The sequence below is a fragment of the Ktedonobacter racemifer DSM 44963 genome, from assembly GCF_000178855.1.
Lineage (GTDB): Bacteria > Chloroflexota > Ktedonobacteria > Ktedonobacterales > Ktedonobacteraceae > Ktedonobacter > Ktedonobacter racemifer.
Genome location: NZ_ADVG01000004.1, coordinates 1,549,231 through 1,571,485, shown reverse-complemented (window position 1 = coordinate 1,571,485; position 22,255 = coordinate 1,549,231). Strand labels below are relative to the sequence as shown.

Below are 22,255 nucleotides of genomic sequence, written 5' to 3'. Positions count from 1 at the left end.
TTTTGAGATGAAAGTACTAAAAATGGCAAAAGCCACGAAAACAATCAGACAAGCGTTGCAGTATCCGCCACAGTTAACCCACTCCTTCGCGGAGCATCAGGCGCTCTACAATCGTGTCGTGGCCTTCTACTTTGAGGTCATCCAGGCCCATGAGGGCATCCTCTCTCTCAAGAACAAGGAGGCCCTCACCGCCCTGGAGAAACTCACCCATGCGACGGAGAAGGGTCCCCATCCCATTCTGCCACTCTCCGACATCGCCCCGGATATCCCCGCGATGTTCCGGCGCGCCGCCATCAATGCGGCCCTTGGCTCTGCTCGTGCATTTTTCTCCTCGCTCAAAACGTGGCGAGCACGCAAAGAGAAGCACGAGGCCAAACCATGCAAAAAGGGCAAGCAGAAGCAGCCGTTCAGGGAGCGGCCACCGGTCCCGCCGCGCACCTGGAACAAGTCGGTCTCCTTCTACGCGGGCTTGTGGAAAGAACGCTCTCAGCACTCCATCATGCTCAGAGTGTGGACCGGCTCGTGCTGGTCCTGGCTCAAAATTGGTGCGCTTTCTCGCGATATTCCCAAGGGTTACACAATAGGGAGCCCGCAACTGGTTCGCAAGGGTAACCGCTGGTGGTTGCATACTCCCATCGAGAAAACGTTGGAGTCCCCCGCCAACGTTGTTGAACAGATAGCATCCAAAGAGACACATCTCTGCGCGGTCGATTTGAACCTCGACCAGCATGTAGCCGTGTGTACCGTCCAGGCAGTCGAAGGCACCATCCTGGCTACTTCCTTCATTGGAAATGGCACAGCGGTATCGGGCACAAGGCGCGCGACTGCTCGGACGCATTGCACACAAGCGATCTCAGACTGGCATCATTGCCCAAGGGGAACAGGACAATGCTGATCTGTGGCGCAAGATCAAGCACGTCGATGAGCACATCGCGCACCAGGTGAGCGCCCGCATTGTCCAGTTCGCCATCGAGCAGCAAGCAAGCATACTGGTCTTCGAGCATCTAGGCAACCTGCGCCCGCAAAAAGGCACGTATTCGCGCCGCAGCAACATGAAACGCGCCTACTGGATGCGCAGGGCGCATCTTCAAGTACTCGAAGTACAAGGCGTGGAATGCAGGTGGTCTCATCACGTGCCGCGTCAATCCGCGCAATACGAGCCGGCAATGCCATCGCTGTCACGCGCCCGTCATTCGCTACAATGAGGGCGAGCCGGTTGAGGGATACACGCCCGGCGCGGTGCTTTGCCTGTGCCTACAATGCCAGATGCGCGACCATGCCGACCGCAATGCCAGTCTGAGAATCGGGCAGCGCTTGATCGAGCGCTCCCAAGAACCGTTGAAGGAAAAGCCTCATGCTCGTTCGCGACGTGCGATGAGGGGGTCGAAAGACCCAGGTGTTGGGATCTCTCAGGATGCCGAACGCGAAGGGCAACCATCTCTTGCTCAAGCAAGGCAAGGGGATCACGCCAACGGGCCTGGCACCGCCCAGGGGGGATTGCGCCGGATGGGTGCGCGCCTCTCAGATATGGCTACCACACTACGCCTCCATTTTGAGTAGTCCCTACGGGACATGTCTCACGGAGGCGCTTACGGCGCCGTGTCAGAAGCTGCTGGGCTTTAGCCCATGCGGAGTGTCACTGGCTAACAACTTGCATTAAAGAACAATCCACAGAAATACGGGCCAGGGAGCTCCGGTCTTTGCAAGCCGGGGTGGAACCCCCATAGGGGGCACGGTGGCCGTTCCTTACGGGGCTGGTTGGGGTTGGGGCAGCGTGCTGTGTCCCAACCTGGTAGGCGTAGCCAGTGCTGCGTCCGATCAGCCGGCAAAAGCGGTGAGGCACATCGGTGACCTTGCCGTGCGCCGCGTGATGGTGAAGTAGCCGCTGGCTTTCACCGCCACACGCCCCACGTGGGTGCCCCGGCAGGCAAAGCGCTCGGGGACCACGGCTCGCACCAGGTCCCCCGTTTGATACCCAAAGTAGCGTTTGCGGCGCTTGCGGTAGCTGACCGGGAATCCCAGCGCATTGACGTTGCACAGCCGCCGATGCCCACGCCCCGTCGCCCGCACGAGCAGGGGCACGACGTCCCCCGTGCGCAGGCGCTCAGGCGTGGAGACTCCCACAACTGCCGCGTCGAGCCAATGCGTCTTCGGGAGGGCCTGCCTGGTTCGGTTGTACTTGGTCAGGCCTCCAGACCCCGTTTCCACGGGCAGGCCGGTCGCATTGAGCCGCTCGAAGAGTTTCCAGCGCGTGACATTGACGGCCGCCGCCTCTTTGAGCGGGGTCTTCGCTTGCCTGAGAATGCGCTCCAGGCGCGCAGGATCGCGGGCGAGGAACACGCGAATATCCTGGGTGCCCTTCTTGCGGTTGCAGGCTTCACACGCCAGGGTGAGGTTGGAGACCCGCTGGCTGCCCCCCTTGGCGCGCGCAACGATGTGTTCCAGTTGGAGTGGGACGCCCGTTGCCCCGCAGTACGCACATGCCCTTCCCCATTTCTCCAGGCAATACTCACGCACTTCGTACCCGAACAGGGCGCCCTGCTGATACTCGATGCCGGAGATGTCCGGGTGCTCCATCTTCTGCCCAGTGCTCATGTCGAAATGCGCAAATACACATACAAGTGTGCTACACAGATAGCACACTTGTCTTCAGCACAAAACCCAAGTGCCTTAAGAACATTTGGTTTGGTGGTCAATAGTAGACTTGCTAACCACCATCAAAGAGCCATTCCCGCCCTCTCTGCATAATTTCTTCTTTACTAGCTTGTGTGTAGCACACTTTCTGGCATAAAAATTGCTTTCTCTAATATTTACAACTATGCGGGTGTCACATGCCATTGCTATACGAAAATACATAGCTTAGCTGAAGCGCTATATAAGGCGCGCATCGATGGCTGACTATACTCGCAACGCTCATTAAACCCCTGTTTCGATGGCGAAACATAGATGCTGTTCTCATTAGATCTGTAGATAAACAATGGTTAGTTTTAAAAAAGGATTGGCTTTCAATGCAGAAAACCGGTATGGATGCCACGCCCACGCGGCGCTTCTCGCGCTGGCGTACCCTCCTGGGTCTGGCCTTCGCGCTCCTCTTGCTTGGCCTGGGAACACGGGTAACTCTGGCCGCTCAAGCCGCCAGTTCTTCCGCGCCCGATGGTCCAGGCACGCTCTCCTACTTCGACCAGGCGCGCAAAGACTGCCTGGGAACGGCTCGCAATACGACCTCTAAGGTCTGGTTTACGCTCGCCAATGGCGTATTGAGCGATGTCTATTACCCGACCATCGACAATACCAATGTCAAGACACTGCAATACGTCGTGACCGATGGCAGCAGCTTCACAGACTTGCAGACACGCGATATGACCTACAGCGTGCAGGCGCTCAATGGGCCTGAGCTAGCCTGCCGCGTGACGGCGACTGCCAAAAGCGGCAAGTATCGCCTCGTGACCGATTATCTGACCGATCCCAACGCCAATACAGTGGTGATGCGCCTACGCTTCCAGCCTCTGGCCGGGAAGCTCTCTGGCTACAAACTCTATCTGCGCTACGACGCCACTATCAATGGCAATGGTGGGGGCGGCTCCGCCAACGGCGGGAACGATTCCGCTACTGTCGATACCTCGACGGGACACCAGGTTCCCATTGCCTTCGATACCAATACAAAGTCCAATGCCGCCAACCGCGACTATGCCGTTCCGGTCTATAGCGCACTGGATGCCTCACAACCCTTCCTCCAGGCGACCAGCGGTTTTGTGGACGGACAGAGCGATGGATTGACGCAGTTGGACAAGTCCCACAGTCTGACGGCGCTCTATACGGATGCCAACAATGGCAACCTCGTTCAGACTGTACAAGCCGATCTCTCACATAGCAGTAACCTGACCTTTACCCTGGGCTTCGGGCAGACCCAGGCCGACGCAGTCAAGGCTGCTGAGAGTTCACTGAAGCGCGACTTTGATAAAATACTGGCTCAATATACCCTGCAATGGGTGCAGTACGACGCCCAACTAAAGCTTCGGGCAATCAAACAACCACACCTCTCCGCTGACCAATATAAACAGTTGCTTGAAGAGTATTATCTGAATGCGAATGTGATCAAAGCCTCGGAGGATAAGACCTATCCTGGCGCGGTAGTGGCCAGCCTGGCTTCTCCCTGGGGACAGGCTGTCTCGGCAGGTGATCCTAATAACAGCTACTTTGGCTCTTATCGCGAGGTCTTCGCGCGCGACCTCTATGAGGCCTGGACCGGCTTCTATGTGGATGGCGACCTGGCGACGGCGCGCGCGATGGTCAACTATCTCTTTGACCGCCAGCAGCAGGCCGATGGCTCGATGCCACGCAATAGCCTGCTCAACGGCAAGACCGCGCCCGACTCCTTCGGGACCCAGCTCGATGAAGCCAGTTACCCCATTCTGATGGCCTATCAGCTCAATATGACTGACGCCACGCTCTATACTCAACATATCAAGCCTGCCGCCAATTTTGTGATCAGTCACGGTCCAAGCTTTGGCGTGGAGCGCTGGGAGGAACAAGGTGGCTACTCACCCTCGACGATTGCCGCCGAGATTACAGGCCTGGTCGCGGCCTCAGATATCGCGCTGAAAAATGGCGATATACAGAGCGCTAAAATCTGGTTGGGCGTGGCCGACGACTGGCAGCGCTCAATTAAGAAATGGACTGTGACGACCAATGGCTCGCTCTCGAGTCAGCCCTACTTTATCCGCCTCTCCAAGACCGGTGATCCCAATGCCAGCATCAGCTATAATCTGGGCAATGGTGGCCCCACGCAGGATCAGCGGACCGTTATCGACGCGGGCTTCCTGGAACTGGTACGCCTGGGCCTGCTTCCCGCCAGCGATAGCGATATCCAGAACTCTTTGAACGTCGTCGACAAGACCATCAAGGTTGATACCAGTAGCGGCAGCGGTTGGTATCGCTACAATGGTGATGGCTATGGCGACAGCTCCAAGGATGGCCATCCCTGGGCACCCAGCGGACAGGGCAATGGACACCTCTGGCCGCTGCTAACCGAGGAGCGCGGCGAGTACGACGTATCAAGCAGCAACTACGACACCGCCGCGACCCTGCTGGACACGCTGCGCAAGTTTGGCTCTGGCGTGGGCCTGATCCCCGAGCAGGACTGGGAGCAACCCGACCTGGCGGCCTCGCCCTACGGGACCGACCCCACGGTTGCCTCCATCGGCTTCCAGAACGGGAAGCCCGCTGGTTCGGCGGCTCCCCTGACCTGGGCCTCGGCCTCCTATGTGCGCCTCTTCAACAACCTAGCGGCGCAAAAGGAGCTTGAACGACCCAGCAACACCTACGAGCGTTACGTTATCAATCACACTAGCCAGACCTCGCTCACGGTAAACATGCCGCAGAATTTCTCGTCGGTCAATGGCTCGCCCGTCACGGTCACGGGTACGACCGCGCCCGGCAACACGGTCTATGTCGCCGCGACCAACACCGATCAGAAGAGTGTAACCACGACCTACAGTACAACCGCGAGCGCGGATGGCTCCTTCTCACTGCAAGTCGCCGTCACAGGCGGAACCACAGTGCTCAACACCGTTGCCGTCAGTCAGAATGGTGCGACCGCGCACGATACGCGTAGCATCGTGTACGACTTCACACCGGGCAAGCTCCTCTTTGAGAGGACTGACCCGAGTAACGACGATAACGGCCCAGGCAACTACGCCTATCCGACCGCCAGCGACTTCCATCCTGGCGCCTACGATATGCAGGACTTCCGCGTCTACGATGATGGCACCAACATCATCTTCAAGGTGCAGGTGACAGATCTGACACCGACCTTTGGCAGCCCGCTGGGCGCGCAGCTCATCGACGTCTACGTACACGAGCCTGGAGCCAGCCAGACCTCGATCGCAGCGGCCTATCCGCAGCGTAACTATAGCATCGATCCAGGTGCGTCCTGGAGCCAGCTCTTAGAAGTCCAGGGCTTTGGTCAGCGCTACGTCGACGCTAGGGGGACAACGCTGGGCACGATCAACATCAGTGCCAATGCCATCTCGCGCTACATCACCTTCAGCGTACCCAAGGCAACGCTGGGCCAGCCCGGCTCCGGCTGGGGCTTCACGGTCACCCTGACCGGGCAGGACGGCTACAGTCCCGACCAGGCGCGCAGCTTCGCCTCGACGCCCCAGCCCTACAACTTTGGCGTCTGCGCGACGGCGAGCAGTGATCCCCACTGCACAGTCGATCCCGCCACCGTGCCCAAGGTCATGGATGTGCTCACCCCCAGCAACGTGCAGCAGTCCAGCGAGCTTGACTACACGAAAGGCCCAGTCGTCCTCCAGGACGTGGTCATACCCTAGACTATTCCTGATTCCTCCACCCTCATGTGGACCCTGAAGCGAAGATGCTTCAGGGTCTTTTTTCTATCCCTCACACTTCCTACTTGTCGCCGCGTGGGTCGTATATATGTTGTACGATAGAGGGAAAAAGTTAGATAGAGGGATGTTCATGCTGGAAAAGGAACGCTTTATCGCTTTCCTGGAGCGGCCAAGTGATCTGAAAGAGATGCAGGCGGGCCAGGAGGTGTTCGCGAGGCAAGAGGTGCACTACTTTATTCGTTCGATACAGGATGTTGACGAGGCATTGCGCGAGCTAGCTCCGTTACTGACCAATGTGGATGGCTTTCACGCGGGGGCGCTGGCTCTACTGTGTGGTTCGCTGGTGGAGCGAGGCGGCAACGTTGCGCTCCCAATTGAGGCGGCCCTGGAGCTTACGCAGCGCCAGTTGCAGCAGGCCCTGAACTATAGGAAAGTCTGTCGTGATTTGAGCGGTGAGGAGCTCTTCCTGCACTTTCCGGAGGCCACACGGGCGCACTATGCACTGAACTTTACGCTCCTGGCGGCGATGACGATGCTCTCACGCGATAAGCAGAAGCGCAAAGAATGGCAGCAACGCCAGGATATACGCGAATTTGTGGGTGATGTCTGGAGGCTATGTGAGGAGCAGAATGAGCGCTATGATCCGCTGGTCTACATCAAAGAGCTGCTGAATCTGTTGGATGATAAAGAGTTGCTCGTTCTCGATCCGCTGGATAAGCGTGGTTTCCTGGTACGCCTGGAGGGTGTGCAGGATCGCATGTATCACTGCTATGCCCTGTTGCAGTATACACTTCTGGAACATGTGGGGCCTGGCTACCTTAACGCGAAGCCTGTTGATTCAGAGGCCGTGCGCTATGCGCAGAATCGCGATCTGACGCCCGAGGATCACCAGCGAGCAGAGGAGCTAAGCGATGAGCAGCGCTTTGCCTTTTACTATCCCGGCGCGCTACAGCAGGATGAAGAGGGCTATGAACTCAACGCCTTTGCCTTCTTCCCTGGCTCCGCCAGCTTCTATGAGATTCCCCGCTTCGATGGTATGCCAGTTCTCCTGATTGGTGAGAAGACGACGACCTTCACCTGGCGGCCCAATAATATGTATCCCGTGCTGCATGATGCCTTGAAGTCTCGCGTCAGGATTATGCGTGAGCTTCCTCTCGAAGAGGTTGAGGCCATGCTCCAGCGTATTGTGGAGCATACCCATTCATAGTGTATGTGATAGCTATCCATCACACTTTGTGTCGTGACTTCTCGCCACTGCGTGGCTCGCAAGAATAAAGAAGTGCCAGCGACGTGCGGGCTGATCGCCCGCACGTCGCTGGCACTTCTTTAAGTATATTTGTGTGCGTGGTCCGCTTTATCAATCACACTTGGGCGTCGACGGCCTTGAATGAAACACACCCATCTCCTCTTGACAGATTGGTGACCTTGTCGTAAAATAATGACTATGAAGTCATAAAATATGAGATGGTCAAAAACCATCTTTGTGGTCAGACTATTACTCACGCGTCTGAATAGCCGAGAAGACACAGTAAAACCTGGATAGACCTATGCAAACACCTACACCACATCTCACATTAAAAGAAAAACAACGTCAGGAGCGTGAGAACCTGATATTACAGACCGCGGAGGAGGTCCTGGAGGAGAAGGGCTACTACGAGACCTCTATGGACGAGATCGCTACACGCGTCGGTATCGCCAAGGGTACGATCTATACGCACTTCCCGAGTAAGGAAGAGCTGGTCGCTACCATTTTCGCGCGTGATATGCAGAAGTTTCTACAAGGCTTTGATGCCATCCTGGAGGCAGAGCTGACACCGCGCACCAGGCTAGAGAATCTCATGTCCTATCTACATGAGGGCTTCTATAGTCGGCGCGCCAAACTGCTCTCCTCGACCTATACCGGCGTCGATCTTAAACGCCTGGTAAACGAGAAGAACGGCTCAATTCGCGAAATGTGGGAGTGCCTGATCTCGAAAGTGAGTAAGCTGCTGGATGAAGGGAAGGCCGTGGGCGATTTTCGCACGGATATCTCGACACGCGTCATGCTCTTCGCAATGCTCAGACTCTTCTCACCGCGCGCCCATGATCACGTCTTGCTGGAACATGATCTAACGCCAGACGAGCTACTACAACAATTAAATACACTCTGCTTTTATGGTATGACACAAAATCAGCCAGAATAACTAATAGAATAGATATGAGGGTATGTATGGAAACAATAACTCATGACGAGGTACAGTCCACAACCTCGTCCCCTGTACAAGATGTAGAGGCGCCTCGCTTCACTCGCCGCGAAACGCTCCTCACCATGGCTGGCGTGCTGCTTGTAATGCTGCTGGCCTCCCTGGACCAGACGATTGTCGCGACGGCGATGCCGCGTATCATCTCAGAGTTGCAGGGCTTTGATCGCTATACCTGGGTCACGACCGCCTATCTGCTGGCCTCCACGGTCATGGTGCCAATTTATGGCAAGCTCTCTGATCAATTCGGTCGTAAACCTATCTTTCTGATTGGTATCGTGCTCTTCCTGACTGGCTCGGCCATGTGTGGCGCCGCCCAGTCAATGAACCAGTTGATTGCCTTCCGCGCCTTCCAGGGTCTGGGGGCGGCGGCCCTCCTGCCTATCGCTATCGCCGTCGTGGGTGATCTGTTCTCACCACGCGAGCGCGGCAAGTGGCAGGGCGTGACTGGTGCCGTTTTTGGTCTCTCCTCCATCCTCGGGCCAACGGTCGGCGGCTGGATTACGGATAACTCGACCTGGCGCTGGGTCTTCTACGTCAACCTGCCCATTGGCATCATTGCCCTGCTGGTACTCATCTTCCTGATGCCTACTTTAAGATCCAAGAGTAAGGATACACGCATCGATTATATTGGTGCGGCGCTCCTGATGGCAGGCACCATTCCCCTGATGCTGGGTCTGACCTGGGCCGGGCAGGAATATGATTGGCTCTCCTGGCAGATCCTGGGGCTCTTCGCTATGGCAATCGTCTTTATGACGCTCTTCTTCTTCTACGAACACATGCTTGAGAAGCGCGACGCGCAGCCTATCATCGAGCCAAGCATGTTCAAGAGCAGCGTCTTCTCCGTCTCGGTAGCGATCACTATGATCACCAATATCGCGATGTTTGGCAGCATTCTCTTCCTGCCGCTCTATGCGCAGGGTGTGCTGGGCATCAGCGCCACTAATAGCGGCCTCCTGCTCGCGCCACTGATGCTCTCACTGATCCTTGCCAGCGTCATTTCGGGTCAGCTCGTATCGCGCTTTGGTCGCTACAAATGGATCGCCTTTGTTGGCATGATCATTACTGTTGGCGGTATGCTCCTATTGCTGCGCCTGGGCGTCAGTTCTACACAGGCAGATTTGATCATCGCCATGATCGTGCTTGGCCTCGGCCTTGGCTTCGGTATGTCGCTATATACACTGATCGTGCAAAACTCGGTCTCAGCCAAAAAGATTGGTCAGGCCACCTCGTCGCTGACCTTCTTCCGCCAGATTGGTGGCTCGGTTGCCAGCGCGGCCCTGGGTTCGGTCTTGCTCAACACCTACAAGCCAGCCTTCCATAACGCGCTAACAACCGATGTGAAGAGCTTCTTCGACATGATTGGTGGCCACGCTCCTGGCGGCCTGGGTGACCAGCTTCTCTCTAGTTTTGATAATCCTAACATTTTGCTCTCGACCGATGCTCAGACGAAGACCGCGGCGTTCTTCGCCAAATTTGGCCCTGCGGGCAAGACCGTATACGGCGAGATCCTGGGCGCGGTCAAAGATGGCTTAGCGCTGGGTATCCATAACCTCTTCCTGATCTCGCTCGGGCTTACCATCGTTGGCTTCGTTCTGCTGTTCTTCCTCAAAGAGGTGCCGCTACGCGGTAGCAGCCAGAGCCAGGCCACACAAGAGGCCGTCGCGGGCAGCGAAGAGATCGCAAATCCAGTATTGACGCATTAGATTTGATAGATGCACTAAGTGCACTAAAATCCATCCTCCAGTAGACATCCATCGGGGGTGGTGATAACCAGCAAGAGAGCGCCGACGACCCTGTCGGCGCTCTCTTGCTATGTTGATGTGACTAATCCCCCAAACGTACGTATATCTTAGTGTACCCAGACTGAACAGTTACTACCTGGTACATTCCCCAGGCATACGATATAGATGGAAAAGGAAAAGTGAGTATGAGCGATAGCAAAACCTTTGGTTTCTTACGTACCTGTATGGATAAGCGCTTCGTGGCCGCCACGCGGGCTGCCTTTGAGCGCGCAAGCGGACTTAGCTCCAACGACTACTGGCATGAGTCCTATGCTGGTGGCTCGGCCGTGCCAGCGGCTAATAACGTGGGCGAGGAGTATGCCGCGGAGCATGGTGCAGCCATCTTTGGCTGGCAGGCCCATATTAACAACTGCGGCGGACAGCCAGGTGTGAGCGATCAAGAAATTGAGCAGCGCCTGGACAGCGTCATTCAGGAGAAAGTGCAGAAATACCCACAGGCCAGGCATTTTCGTATCGTCGCCTCTGAGGCTGGTATTGACATTCGCGAGGTATCTCAATGAGCAACCAGGAATCTATGTATCAGCCGCCGGAGCAATCCTCTGGCGGTCAACAGATCTACAATAATGATCCTTATGAACAGCCTCAAGCCTCGTATGAGGCCTACAATCACGCATCCTCTAAATATAATGGGCCTGCCTCGGGGCAGCCCCATCCTGAGGGATCGGATCAGGAGCGCGCCTACCAGGAGGGCTATAACGGAGCCTCCACTTATAATGAATACGCACAGGAGGCAGGACAGCAGGCATTTCCCTTCATCCGGGCGCGCAACCTTTCAGCCGGGCAAATCGTCTTGCTTATCATTGGCCTGGTCATATTGTCCAGCATCGTACAGGGCCTGTTTTCAGGTGCCTTTGGCTCAATCTTCGGCCTCATAGGTATTATCGCTATTGCTTTTGCTATCGCCAAATTTGGCTTCGACCGGGCTACCCCATTGCATCCACAACAGTTTGCCGTCTCCGGACAAGCCACGCTCCATATTAATAATCCAGCGGGACCAATTCGTATTCAGCGCGGCGAAGGAGATAAAGTCGTGGTCCAGGCCGTCAAGCATATCAGTAGTGTGCTTGGCAAAAACGAAGACCTGGTGCTCGATTGCCAGCAAGAAGGAAACAACATCAGTATCGTCAGCCGCAATATTGCCACACAGGGCATTAAGTCGGGACACATGGACCTGAACATCTTTGTCCCTGAGCACTGCCAGGTACATCTTGATAGCCAGGCTGGAGCCATCCATATACAGGGCATTCAAGGCTACGCCAGGGTCAAAACCAATGCCGGCACCATTCACGTTTCTCAATCTACACTTGAGGCAAACAGTGACCTGCACAGTAACGCAGGCACGATTCATCTTGAGGGGGTCAAGCTTGCGGGAAACACAAATGTCGATACCAACGCGGGTACGATCCACTTCGATGGCGAGTTAGGGGGAGCGTACGACTACCGCCTGCACACCAACGCGGGCACGGTTCATGTCGCCCTTCCCTCCACAAGCGCCTTTGCCCTGAAGGCAAAGACCAGTATGGGAACGGTAGATAACGATTTCGGCAGCGAAATCGTTGGAAATGCGCCCCTGGCGCGCCTCAACCTGAGTACCAATGTCGGCACAATTAAGGTCCAACGCCGGTAGCAGTCCATGCTGGCATGGACCCTATAGGAAGGGGTGTGGTGGAAAGACAGGGCCAAGCCTGTCTTTCCACCACACCCCTTCCTGTTTTATATGTAACACTTGCTACAAATCAAAACATGTTACATAATAGATAGGGAGAAGCCCCCTGGCTTCTCGTTGTCCCCGGAAATATTGGTTGATTTTTACAACAGAGCAAGCAAACACCTGGAGCTTATCGAGGAGGATTTGACTCATGCAATGGGCCATCACTATCCCAGCCTTTCTGGCGTCAGTGGTTGAATTTGTTGAGGCCTTTACTATCGTTCTTGTCGTCGGTGTCACCATCAACTGGCGCAGTGCCATTGTAGGCACGCTGGCAGCGGTGGCAGCCCTGGCCGTTATCGTGGCCATCTTTGGCGTCACCCTGGTTCAGTATGTTCCACTCGACGCACTACGCCTGGCGGTCGGCTGTATTCTTATACTCTTTGGTTTGAAGTGGCTCAAAAAAGCCTTGCTGCGCTATAGCGGGCTGAAGGCTCTTCATGACGAGGAGGCTATCTTTGAGGAAACCATGGCTGAGCTAAAGGCGAGTGGGCAGACCATTACGCAGCGCTTACAGCCTACTGCTGTCGCCCTGGCCTTCAAGTCGGTCTTCCTGGAGGGACTTGAGGTGGCCTTTATCGTCATCACCTTCGGTAGTACCGTCGTTACCCAGAAAGGGATCGGGGGCATCGCCTCAGCCACGATTGGGGCTCTCGCGGCGGGTCTACTGGTCATCCTTGCTGGTGTGTTGATCAAGGCTCCGTTGACCAAGGTACCTGAGAACACGCTGAAATTTGTGGTTGGCATCATGTTAACGACCTTCGGCACCTTCTGGACCGCCGAGGGCTTTGGCTTTGCCTGGCCGTTCGCGGACGCCTTCTTGATCATACTGGCCGCGCTCTACCTGCTGGCCTCACTGGCAATCATCTTCTGGCTCAAGAGTGTACGCCAGCGTCAATTGGCCGCGCCCGCCAACGTCGCTCGCTCATAGTCTTCTCTCATTACGTGGAGGCAAAGCAACATGGTTGTACTCAGACCTATTCTCAATGCTATCAAAGCAGTATATAATTTTATCGTTGGCGATATGATTATCCTTGTGGGAATCTTGATCGCCTTCATCCTACTCGCGCTCATCTACACAGTAAGTGCGTTAGCCGCGCTGCGACCATTTAGTGGCTTCATACTCATCATAGCCGCGCTGGTCGTGCTCATTGCTACCCTGAGTCGCGAGGCGTATAGCCGCCATCGTTAAAGGTTAAAGTTTTAGCATAAAAACGGTGGCGGTGGGCCATGTATAGCCCAACGCTGCTCAAGCACGCGTCTACATATAATGATACGGGCATGGTGCCCATTTATATGTAGACGCGTGCTTGAGCAGCGTTGGGCAGTGGCTTTCTACATACTGCTACAAGCAAAGGTGAAAAAGTGGATTCTCATCAATATATCCTGCTCATCTACCAGGTACCAAGCCAGCCTTCGGCAGCGCGCGTCGGCATCTGGCGCGAGCTAAAACGCACTGGCGCGCTCTACCTACAACAGAGCGTTTGTATCCTTCCACATACTGAGCCGCTGCTCACGACGCTGGAGAAGGTCTGTGAGCGTATAGCAGAGCTGGGAGGGAGCTATCACTTGTTCCCACTCCATGATCTGCCAGAAGAGGAGGAGCAGAAAATCATTGATGGCTTCCTGGCTCAAAGCAACCTGCAATACGACGAGATCATCGAGAACTGCCAGGTAAATTTTACGAAAGAGATCGAGTTCGAGACCTTTCGCCAGAACTTTACCTATGCTGAGGCCGAAGAGATTCGCCAGGAGCTAGACAAAATCCGGCGCTGGTATGAGCGCACGGTTGAGCGCGATTGGTTTGGGGCCGCCAGGCGCGATGAGTCCTTACAGAGCATTGAACAATGTGAGAAATTGCTGGAGGAGTTTGAGGAAAAGGTCTTTCTCAAGCAGGAGGCCGACGAATCACATGGCGTGCCACCTGTAGAGGAGAAGAAGCGCCTGCACCCTCGTCGTCTCGAGCGCCGCTCGGATACACATCGCTAAACGTTGTGGCCTGGTTCTCCCACGGCCACAACGTCCACCACGCTAAACCTATGCCAAAGGATGATGGATGGCCAGCAGGGCAACCGCCAGTATGAGCAGGACCGCCGCTGGAGCGATACCAGAGATCGCGTCCTTCAGGCGAACATGCGTCAGGACCGCACCCAACATGATACAGACCAGGAGCACCGCGCCCAATGTAGCCAGAATCGGTACCCAGATACCCACAATCAAACCCAAGGCAGCCACAATTTCAAGCGCACCGGTCAGGACCATGAACCAGAGGGGATAGTGATAGTGGTTCTGAAAGTTCTCCACCATCTGCTTACTACGTGTTATCTTCGAGAAACCGGCCGCGAGAAATGCCAGCCCCAATAATACCTGCAAGACAAGCGCAACCCAGTACATAAATATTCGCCCTTCTTTACGGACCCTCAGGCCCGACTATATCCATTTGTCAACACTTGTTGACTTACTAGGAAAACTATAAACTATCTCATTCTATTTTGTCAACATCTGTTGACTATGTTATGATTGATAATGAAAGCGGTGGTATAGGATGTGGTGGAGCAAATGCCGCAGGCATTTGCTCCACCACATCCTATACCACCGGAGAAGCGTCGCAGGCGCTGAAAACACTTTATGACAGAGGGACTGAGTAGTTGCTAGAGGTACATGCGGGTCCAGGAAGATGAGGAGTCGAGATGAGTTTACGAGATACCGCTAAAAACACTTTTCGTCGTTGTCGTCGCGAGCGTGACGCGGGCGTGACACGCCAGGCCATCTTAGAGGCGGCACGCACGCTCTTTGCGCACGATAGCTATGAGCGCGTCACTATTCGCGACATCGCCACTAAAGCTGGTATCGATCCCGCGCTGGTCATTCGCTACTTCGGTTCAAAAGAAGATCTCTTCCTGGCGACATTGGATAAAGGCAATGGCTGTATTGGGCTTCCCGGTGGAGACAGAATGAGCCTGGGTCATAGTCTGATTCACCACTACATATCACATTGGAGCAAGCAGGACGCCAGTGATCCGCTCCTCATTATGATCCGCTCCGCGTCGAGCAACGATAGCTCTGACATGCTCCGCAAGGCTCTAAACGAGCAATTCCTGCAACCTATCGCGGAGAAGGTTGGCGGACCCGATGGGTGCCTGCGCGCCGAACTGGCTCTATCTCAGCTTATTGGCGTCAATATTATGCGCAGCTTGCTGCATACCGAGGCCCTGAGCACAATTCCTGACGAGCAACTCATCAAGATTGTTGGCTCCGTCTGCCAGCACTATCTTAGTGGTGATCTTGAGGAGATGAGCACATCTTGAGCATATCTAGGTGTGAGATATCATTAAGCTACTGTCATAGAGGCAAGGGGTGTGGTGGTTTGACGGAGCCAAACCACCACACCCCTTGCCTCTATGACAGTACTATTTAGCATCTTCATTGATAAAAATAAATATTCAGACATATAATAGAGTGCAAATGTAAGTAAAGCGCGAGGCGATCGGAGCCAACCGCTTTCTGCAAAATATATAGTATCATCTATTGTGAGGAATTGATCAGAATGGATTTCACAGGAGAACAGCGGATTCCAGCTCCGCGTGCCACCGTCTTTAACGCACTCCTTAACCCTGAAGTACTCAAGAAGAGTATCCCTAACTGCCAGAGTGCAGAGTATGTCGATCTCCCCAATGGACGCTATCTTAAACTGAATATCACACTCAATTTTGCGATTCTTAATGGTTCATATGATGTCTTCCTGCAAACCACGGATATCGTAGAGCCTTCGCACCTCGTGCTTGTCGCCGAGCCTCGGAGCTCCCTGGGCAGCGTTAGCGCTCGCTGCTCCGTCGACCTGGCCGAAGAGGGTACAATCACCCTGCTCAGCTACAAAGCGACCGCCAGCCTCTCGGGCAAGGTCGCCGCTGTTCCTGAACTTATCGTCAAGCCCGCCGTTAAAGGTATGCTCGACCAGTTCTTCAAGAACTTCGACAAACAGGTGAACGCGTAAGAAGTATGGACGTGGATTGCGGGCGAATGCCCCTAATCCACGTCCATATATCTTTACTCACATCTTGCGACGCCCAATCCTACTCTCTTGCATCGTAGTATATCCTCTGTTACACTTAATCATGCCTGAGCCGCTAATGAATTGTTGTGCTTTTAAGTGAAAAGGGGTTGCCATGCTTCAGCCAGAGGAGAGATCGGAGTCGCTTTTCCTGGATACCCGCTATGCCATTGATGCCTCAAATCCCGTCCAGGCCGTAGTCACAAATGGGCTGGCATACATGCAAGAGGCGATACCACGTTTCACAGAAGACCTGCACAGACTCACGCTCATTGATTCCCCTTCCGAGCATAAAGAGGGTCTGGATACGATGGCGGACCAGCTCGCGGTTCTCCTCCAGCACTTTGAGATGCAAACAACCATCGTAGAACATGCACGCGGCAATGCACTCATTGGCACCCTTGTGGGCGATAATCCTCACGCCCCCACCTGCCTCCTCCTTGGCCACCACGATACCGTTCACCCGGTAGGTTCCGCCCAGACACGCATACAGCTTGATAAAGATAAATTCTATGGTCCGGGGACCGTTGATATGAAGGCCGGGCTGCTCCAGGGGATCTATGCTCTGGAGATCCTCAAGCAACATGACTACAGGAATTTTAAGAAGCTGATCTTCTTATCTGTGCCCGACGAGGAGATTTCGAATCGTTACCAGGCCAGCCTCGTACGGCAGATAGCTCGTGATGAGAAACCGTATGTACTTGGACTGGAAGGCGCAAGTGCTATTGGGACTGTGGTAACCAGGCGCAAGGGATGCGCGCATTATCGCCTTACCGCCGAGGGCAGGGCGGCGCACGCGGGTAGTAGCCCCGAAAAAGGGCGGAATGCAGTTCTAGAACTGGCTCACCAGATTGTCCAGGCCCAGAGCTTTATGGGCTGGCGTCCAGGCTTTACCATTAACGCGGGTCCGATTCAAGGAGGATCACGCGCCAATATTGTGTCCGACTTTGCCCAGATCATGTTTGATATCCGCTTTCTGCGCCTTGAAGACCGCTTCGACGCCGAGGCACGCTGGCGCGAATTATTACGCAATCAGCTTGTGCCAGACGTCCAATTAACATTGACCAGTGAACCTGATTCTATGGTTCCCATGGCTGCAACGGATGCAAGCCTGGGCATGGCTGAGAAAATACGGTTTATCACGGAAAACATTCTGCATACACGCTTTGCCCCGGAGACGCGTGGCGGCGCCTCAGACTGCTGTAAGACGGCGGACGAAGGGTGCCCAAGCATTGATGGGTTGGGCGCAATCGGCTCAGGTGCTCACACAACTACAGAGTATGTTAAACTTCCTCCCATTCCTAAACGCGTGGCGCTGCTGGCTGGTCTAATCGTCGCCATTACCAGCGAAGAGAGTTAGCTGGAAGGCAGGCCGTTAACACTGGTCAGATGCAAGCATTTTGTGTCATACTAATAAGTAGCAAGCAATGATTAGAAGAGGAAAATGTGAGTACACCATCATCCGATGCGGATCAAACGCCAACCTGGTCTTCATCGTCAAACATGACTGAAGCAACAGGCGTACCTCAACTTGATATAGTGTTAGGGGGGGGATTACCCAAAGGCTCGCTCGCGATTATTCTTGGCTCACCCGGCAGCGGCAAGACCACCCTGGCAAGCCAGATCGCGTTTTCTGTCGCCAGGCATGGGCAGAAGGCCCTGCTTTTAACGGCACTTTCAGAGCCAACAACGAAGTTGCTTAGTCATCTCCAATCATATAGCTTCTTTGCCCCCGAGCTGGTAGGGAATGAGGTACAGATCTTTAGCATACAGCAGTTTCTGACACAGGGAAAGCTACCTGCGGCGCAGGATATTGTGGCTGCTGTCCGTCAGACGCGTGCGAATCTGGTCGTTCTGGACGGCTTTCAGGCAATTCGCGCTCTGGAACCAGACTTTGTTACAAGCCGCCAGTTGCTGTATGACCTGGGCGCACGCCTGAGCCTGCTCGGAACGACAACGATCATCACGACAGAAGCTGATCCGCGTGATCCAACCCTCTTCCCCGAGATGACCACCGGTGATTTGCTTATTGGCCTCTATTTCACCCTTAACGGGACACGTGCCTTCCGCAGCCTGGAGATACTCAAAGTACGTGGACGCGCACCAATGTTGGGTCGACATAGTATGGTACTAGGTAAGGATGGGGTGCAGGTTTATCCTCGCCTTGAAGACCGTAGTCATATGATTGATCATTCCAGCACAAGGGTCGCAGCGAGCAAAGAAGATCGCGCCACCTTTGGGCTTCTCGAACTCGACACACTCCTGGGAGGCGGTCTTACGCGCCGGACCAGTACGCTCCTGGCTGGCAGCCTGGGAACAGGCAAGACACTCCTCGCACTCCAATTCGCGCTTTCAGCCATTCCAAAAGGCGAGAAAACCTTATTCCTCAGTTTCCGCGAAACACGCGACCAGCTTCTGCTCAAAGCCGAGTCTTTCCATCTCGGTGAACAGCTTCGCACAGCCCTGGCCCCTGGTGGTGGCCTGATATTGCAACGCTGGGAGCCTGTTGAAATTGATCCTGACGAAGTTGCGACAACCATGCTCAACACGCTCAATGAGAACGGCATACGACGCGTCGTCATTGACAGCATCGCCGAACTCGAACGGGCCGTGGTAGAGAGTAGTGGCAGGGATCGCGTCTCCAACTACCTGGCAGCGCTGTTGGCCATGTTAAGGTCCAGGGACATTACCTTACTCGCACTCAAAGAGGCCCCCAAGGCTATCTCAACCGACGTTGATTTCTCCGCCGACACGCTTTCTATCCTGGCGGAAAACGTCATCCTGGTACAGCACCTCGCGGTCAACAATAGTCTGCATCGCGTCATCTCTGTGCTCAAGATGCGTTTTTCAGCCCATGACCATAATGTACGTGAATTTATCATTACCTCGCCTGAAGGCATTAGTGTCCTGACTCCTCAGGAGAGCGACCTGGACACGCTAGCGGGCCTCACCAGGGAGGTAAGTCGAAATTCTGGCTACCTTTCGCCAACCTACCAGGAACCTCCCTCAGATAGGGGGAGTGTATGACGTTACAGGGCCGTGCTCATGTCCCCACCTCATCATCCCCCATTCTCATTGTCGATGATGAGGTGGCTATTGCCGAAACACTAGCCGAGTTTATTACAGAGCTAGGGTATACACCAGTGCTTGCCTACAATGGGCAAGAAGCGCTCGCGCTGGCTATTGAACGCTGGCCACTACTTGTCATTACAGACTATATGATGCCAGTCCTCAATGGGGTTGACTTTGTCAAAGCCCTCCAGGAAGAGGCCGCTGATAGGGGGCAGGCTCTGCCTCCTATCATTATGCTCAGCGCCGTGAGCGCAGCTCGCGCTATCAAAGGAATTCACGTTGAAGCCATCCTAGCCAAGCCCTTTGATTTGGATGAGTTAGAAGACCTTATTCAACGCCTCCTCAAATAGGGTGCTTACCCCCAGGTCAAGCCGCCTTCTACTGTAGCTGGTGCGGAAAGCTCAAAGGCCTCGGCCAGCAGTTCGTAGGTTCTGGCCCGGTTCGCATATCCATACACCATAGCAGAGAGCATCAGTTCATCCGCACCCGTCTCACTCACCAGGCTCAGCAGTTTCTCGCGTATCACCTCGGGACGACCAATCATCTGCCGCGAGCGATACTCATGCACCACTTCCTCCTCCATCGCCGTATAGCGATACGCTCGAACCTCCTCCGGGCTGGGCAGGGGGGCAGGCCGCCCCGTACGCAAACGCACCCAGGCCAGCGCCATAGAGTCAGACAGTTCCTGCGCCTGCTCATCAGTCTCCGCGCATACGACGGTTGTTGTCAGAATAACCCTGGCTTCCTGCAAGCGTTCAGAGGGCGTAAATAGCTCGCGGTACATCTGGATTGCGGGCACAGCAAAAGCGGGATTGATATGGTGCGCAAAGGCGAAGCCTACGCCAAGCGAGGCCGCGGCCTGCGCGCTATAGTCACTGGAACCAAGCAGCCAGATGGGTGGAAGGGGGACATCGGTGGGAACCGCCTTGACTGACTTAAAGGGATAGCCCGCTGGAAGCTCTTCGCCCTCGTCGGCATAGGCCAGTAGCTCAGCCAACTGTTCAGGAAAATCATCGGCTCCCAGCGCGGCCCGTGAGCGGCGTAGCGCCAGCGCCGTTTTACCATCCGTGCCGGGCGCGCGCCCAATCCCCAGATCGATACGTCCAGGATGGAGTGCCTCCAGAATACGGAAATTCTCCGCCACCTTGAGGGGTGAGTGATTCGGTAGCATGACGCCACCAGAGCCAACACGAATATGCCTGGTAACCTGGGCCACATGTCCAATCATGATCTCAGGGGATGAGCTGGCGAGCATGCTGCTATTATGATGCTCGGCCAGCCAGTAACGCGTATATCCCAGCCGGTCCGTAAGCTGGGCCAGCTTGAGGGTGTTCTGGAGTGCCTCGCGGCTATTTGAACCTGCCTCAACCGGCGAGAGGTCAAGCACAGAGAGTGGTAGTGCCATCTATGTTATATCCTTTTTCGCTTTTTCAGATAGAATTTCTCTAAAGATACACAACAATGGCATGGCCAGATTTATTCACCAAACGGCGGCACGGAAGCCCCGGCGTTCACGCCTGGGGAGGAAGTGCCGCCTCTCCTTGCGCGTAAGCGTAGCCATCGTTGCGATGGACCGGCCGACAATATCGTGCGTGAATTCCCTCGACCATGCCGAACGGACGCCCTGTCAGTTTCAAGTACCCATCCGACTTGATCGCCACACGCCCGACATAGGTGCCGATCTTCTTGCCTTTCGTGACCACCGCACGGACCAGATCGCCTGTCCTCAATCCGCAGATGCCGCTGGGTCCTTTGGCTTTTCCTCGCGGGAACCCCCGTTTATCCACATTGACCATGCGACGAGCCTGCCGCCCCTGTGCCTGAATCAGCCAGGGACGAACATGCCGGATCTGGAGGCGTTCTGGCGTTGATCGCCCTGTGCATGCGGCATCGATCCAGTGGGTCTTCGGAAGGTTTCGGCTTTGTCGGTTCCACTTAGTCAGACCGCCAGACCCCGTCTCGACCGGCAAATCAAGGGCTTTGAGGCGCTCATACAGCTGCCACCGCGTGCTGTTGACCGCCGCTGCATCATGCAGTGGGGCGCGACGCTGCACCTGCACGCGAGCGAGCACGTCTGGTCGGTTTGCCAGAAAGGACTCAAGGGGTTGATCGCCTTTGGCTTGGTTGCAGGGCCGACACGCGATGACGAGATTTGCGATGCGATGCGATCCACCTTTCGAACGGGGAGACACATGGTCGATTTCCAATGGCACCTCGCTCGCCTGGCAATATGTGCATCGATGCTGCCATTTGTCGAGCAGATACTGGCGTACTTCCGTTCCCCACAAGGTTCCGCGTTGGTATTCGACCTCCTCAATGGAAGGGTTCTGCAGCAACGCCAGATCAAAGCGCACGAGTTCCAAGGAGAGCGCGCCAACCGGACACCAGCGGGACAGGCGCTTGACCCAGGTCAGCAGGTGAAGCACGCGACTCTCAAGCGAGGGCGCGAGCCACCCTTTGGGCCGCCTCCGATTGGCAAACCGTGCCGCACGGTAGCGGGTATGGCGGCTGCGTCGAGATCGGCGCACAGCACGCCGCTTCGCGAGCGCCTCGCGAAGCGGCGTGCTTCGATGAGTCAGCTCCGCCGCCCACATCACCTCACCTGATTGTTCATGGAGCACGGCAATCCCGCTGGTTTTGGACCCAGGATCGAGTTTGACGCGCAGCGGCTCCACCACGGCCTCTGGCCTCGCCTCGCGCAAAATCAGCACAAAGGGAAAGCGACGCAAGATGGCTGCCTTGCCCGCCTTGAGCAGAAGACGGGCGCGGGCAGGAGTGCAGGGCATGAGCGGCCTGCGCTCTGCATCCACAATCAATACACGCGACATGGTTTTGTTCCTGTTCTCCCCTTGCGGGGGCCTCGTAATGAGGCATCGCGTTGGTGTGCGCCTTCCTGTCCAGCACACACGAACGGTAATGTTTTCCTCGCCCGGGTGTCAGAAGCGGCGATCTTTGCTCAGCACTGGCTTTGGACACCCCATCAACCTGTTTAACTGAGCAATTAAAGAGCCGGGAGCTGGAAAAGC

General features: G+C 55.4%; 18 protein-coding genes and 1 pseudogene. 15 read left to right on the top strand and 4 right to left on the bottom strand.

Annotated features, from left to right (window positions below; translation table 11 throughout):
- Positions 1 to 22: 22 nt before the first annotated feature.
- A pseudogene (locus tag KRAC_RS67940) lies at positions 23 to 1,560 on the top strand (zinc ribbon domain-containing protein).
- A 258-nt stretch (positions 1,561 to 1,818) separates the two neighbouring features.
- On the opposite strand, the gene iscB (KRAC_RS48515) reads toward KRAC_RS67940, so the two are convergent.
- Positions 1,819 to 2,643: an RNA-guided endonuclease IscB gene (gene iscB / locus KRAC_RS48515; RefSeq protein WP_244422538.1), complete on the bottom strand. Its 825-nt coding sequence runs from the start codon at positions 2,641 to 2,643 to the stop codon at positions 1,819 to 1,821.
- Between the two features lie 365 nt (positions 2,644 to 3,008).
- Here iscB (KRAC_RS48515) and KRAC_RS48510 point away from each other — a divergent pair, with 365 nt between their 5' ends.
- From KRAC_RS48510 to KRAC_RS48470, 9 genes are all read left to right on the top strand, one after another.
- Positions 3,009 to 6,335 (top strand): glucodextranase DOMON-like domain-containing protein, encoded by a 3,327-nt coding sequence (locus KRAC_RS48510; protein WP_007919926.1) that lies wholly within the window; start codon positions 3,009 to 3,011, stop codon positions 6,333 to 6,335.
- 148 nt (positions 6,336 to 6,483) lie between these two features.
- Positions 6,484 to 7,560 carry a hypothetical protein gene (locus KRAC_RS48505; protein ID WP_007919925.1) on the top strand — a complete coding sequence of 359 codons (1,077 nt, stop codon included), beginning with the start codon at positions 6,484 to 6,486 and terminating at the stop codon, positions 7,558 to 7,560.
- 340 nt (positions 7,561 to 7,900) lie between these two features.
- A complete protein-coding gene (locus KRAC_RS64055) occupies positions 7,901 to 8,536 on the top strand; it encodes a TetR/AcrR family transcriptional regulator (protein ID WP_007919924.1) in 636 nt (211 codons plus the stop codon).
- Between the two features lie 26 nt (positions 8,537 to 8,562).
- Positions 8,563 to 10,299 carry an MDR family MFS transporter gene (locus KRAC_RS48495; protein ID WP_007919923.1) on the top strand — a complete coding sequence of 579 codons (1,737 nt, stop codon included), beginning with the start codon at positions 8,563 to 8,565 and terminating at the stop codon, positions 10,297 to 10,299.
- Between the two features lie 224 nt (positions 10,300 to 10,523).
- Entirely contained in the window at positions 10,524 to 10,898 is a 375-nt protein-coding gene (locus KRAC_RS48490) for a hypothetical protein (protein ID WP_007919922.1), read from the top strand.
- Positions 10,895 to 12,025, top strand: a complete 1,131-nt coding sequence (locus KRAC_RS48485) for a DUF4097 family beta strand repeat-containing protein (RefSeq protein ID WP_007919921.1) — start codon at positions 10,895 to 10,897, stop codon at positions 12,023 to 12,025. Before KRAC_RS48490 ends, KRAC_RS48485 begins: the two co-directional genes overlap by 4 nt.
- 232 nt (positions 12,026 to 12,257) lie before the next feature.
- A complete protein-coding gene (locus tag KRAC_RS48480; protein ID WP_007919920.1) occupies positions 12,258 to 13,037 on the top strand; it encodes a COG4280 domain-containing protein in 780 nt (259 codons plus the stop codon).
- 30 nt (positions 13,038 to 13,067) lie between these two features.
- Positions 13,068 to 13,298, top strand: a complete 231-nt coding sequence (locus tag KRAC_RS48475; protein WP_007919919.1) for a hypothetical protein — start codon at positions 13,068 to 13,070, stop codon at positions 13,296 to 13,298.
- 173 nt (positions 13,299 to 13,471) lie between these two features.
- The gene (locus KRAC_RS48470) at positions 13,472 to 14,095 is read left to right on the top strand and encodes a Chromate resistance protein ChrB (protein WP_007919917.1); all 624 of its coding nucleotides are present in this window, start codon (positions 13,472 to 13,474) and stop codon (positions 14,093 to 14,095) included.
- 48 nt (positions 14,096 to 14,143) lie between these two features.
- On the opposite strand, the gene KRAC_RS48465 is transcribed toward KRAC_RS48470, so the two are convergent.
- A complete protein-coding gene (locus tag KRAC_RS48465) occupies positions 14,144 to 14,500 on the bottom strand; it encodes a DoxX family protein (protein ID WP_007919915.1) in 357 nt (118 codons plus the stop codon).
- 296 nt (positions 14,501 to 14,796) lie between these two features.
- On the opposite strand from KRAC_RS48465, the gene KRAC_RS48460 reads away from it, so the two are divergent.
- The 5 genes from KRAC_RS48460 to KRAC_RS48440 all read left to right on the top strand — a co-directional run bounded on the left by KRAC_RS48460 (position 14,797) and on the right by KRAC_RS48440 (position 19,579).
- Positions 14,797 to 15,414, top strand: coding sequence for a TetR/AcrR family transcriptional regulator (locus KRAC_RS48460; RefSeq protein ID WP_007919914.1), 618 nt, complete (start codon positions 14,797 to 14,799; stop codon positions 15,412 to 15,414).
- Between the two features lie 239 nt (positions 15,415 to 15,653).
- Positions 15,654 to 16,100, top strand: a complete 447-nt coding sequence (locus KRAC_RS48455; protein ID WP_007919913.1) for an SRPBCC family protein — start codon at positions 15,654 to 15,656, stop codon at positions 16,098 to 16,100.
- 172 nt (positions 16,101 to 16,272) lie between these two features.
- Positions 16,273 to 17,517 (top strand): M20/M25/M40 family metallo-hydrolase, encoded by a 1,245-nt coding sequence (locus KRAC_RS48450; protein ID WP_007919912.1) that lies wholly within the window; start codon positions 16,273 to 16,275, stop codon positions 17,515 to 17,517.
- Between the two features lie 86 nt (positions 17,518 to 17,603).
- Positions 17,604 to 19,184 carry an ATPase domain-containing protein gene (locus KRAC_RS48445; RefSeq protein WP_007919911.1) on the top strand — a complete coding sequence of 527 codons (1,581 nt, stop codon included), beginning with the start codon at positions 17,604 to 17,606 and terminating at the stop codon, positions 19,182 to 19,184.
- Positions 19,181 to 19,579 (top strand): response regulator, encoded by a 399-nt coding sequence (locus KRAC_RS48440; RefSeq protein WP_007919910.1) that lies wholly within the window; start codon positions 19,181 to 19,183, stop codon positions 19,577 to 19,579. The genes KRAC_RS48445 and KRAC_RS48440 overlap by 4 nt, the downstream gene beginning before the upstream one ends.
- A 5-nt stretch (positions 19,580 to 19,584) precedes the next feature.
- Here the strand turns inward: KRAC_RS48440 and KRAC_RS48435 are convergent, their stop codons facing one another.
- Together KRAC_RS48435 and iscB (KRAC_RS48430) are read right to left on the bottom strand one after the other, a co-directional pair.
- The gene (locus KRAC_RS48435) at positions 19,585 to 20,634 is read right to left on the bottom strand and encodes an LLM class flavin-dependent oxidoreductase (protein ID WP_007919909.1); all 1,050 of its coding nucleotides are present in this window, start codon (positions 20,632 to 20,634) and stop codon (positions 19,585 to 19,587) included.
- A 106-nt stretch (positions 20,635 to 20,740) separates the two neighbouring features.
- Positions 20,741 to 22,057, bottom strand: a complete 1,317-nt coding sequence (iscB, locus tag KRAC_RS48430; RefSeq protein WP_007919907.1) for an RNA-guided endonuclease IscB — start codon at positions 22,055 to 22,057, stop codon at positions 20,741 to 20,743.
- Positions 22,058 to 22,255: the final 198 nt, after the last annotated feature.

Bases quoted from the DNA above. Each gene is read 5' to 3' on its own strand.
- KRAC_RS48510 (WP_007919926.1), top strand. From the start codon at position 3,009: ATGCAGAAAACCGGTATGGATGCCACGCCCACGCGGCGCTTCTCGCGC.
- KRAC_RS48505 (WP_007919925.1), top strand. From the start codon at position 6,484: ATGCTGGAAAAGGAACGCTTTATCGCTTTCCTGGAGCGGCCAAGTGAT.
- KRAC_RS64055 (WP_007919924.1), top strand. From the start codon at position 7,901: ATGCAAACACCTACACCACATCTCACATTAAAAGAAAAACAACGTCAG.
- KRAC_RS48495 (WP_007919923.1), top strand. From the start codon at position 8,563: ATGGAAACAATAACTCATGACGAGGTACAGTCCACAACCTCGTCCCCT.
- KRAC_RS48490 (WP_007919922.1), top strand. From the start codon at position 10,524: ATGAGCGATAGCAAAACCTTTGGTTTCTTACGTACCTGTATGGATAAG.
- KRAC_RS48485 (WP_007919921.1), top strand. From the start codon at position 10,895: ATGAGCAACCAGGAATCTATGTATCAGCCGCCGGAGCAATCCTCTGGC.
- KRAC_RS48480 (WP_007919920.1), top strand. From the start codon at position 12,258: ATGCAATGGGCCATCACTATCCCAGCCTTTCTGGCGTCAGTGGTTGAA.
- KRAC_RS48475 (WP_007919919.1), top strand. From the start codon at position 13,068: ATGGTTGTACTCAGACCTATTCTCAATGCTATCAAAGCAGTATATAAT.
- KRAC_RS48465 (WP_007919915.1), bottom strand. From the start codon at position 14,500: ATGTACTGGGTTGCGCTTGTCTTGCAGGTATTATTGGGGCTGGCATTT.
- KRAC_RS48460 (WP_007919914.1), top strand. From the start codon at position 14,797: ATGAGTTTACGAGATACCGCTAAAAACACTTTTCGTCGTTGTCGTCGC.
- KRAC_RS48455 (WP_007919913.1), top strand. From the start codon at position 15,654: ATGGATTTCACAGGAGAACAGCGGATTCCAGCTCCGCGTGCCACCGTC.
- KRAC_RS48450 (WP_007919912.1), top strand. From the start codon at position 16,273: ATGCTTCAGCCAGAGGAGAGATCGGAGTCGCTTTTCCTGGATACCCGC.
- KRAC_RS48440 (WP_007919910.1), top strand. From the start codon at position 19,181: ATGACGTTACAGGGCCGTGCTCATGTCCCCACCTCATCATCCCCCATT.
- KRAC_RS48435 (WP_007919909.1), bottom strand. From the start codon at position 20,634: ATGGCACTACCACTCTCTGTGCTTGACCTCTCGCCGGTTGAGGCAGGT.
- iscB (WP_007919907.1), bottom strand. From the start codon at position 22,057: ATGTCGCGTGTATTGATTGTGGATGCAGAGCGCAGGCCGCTCATGCCC.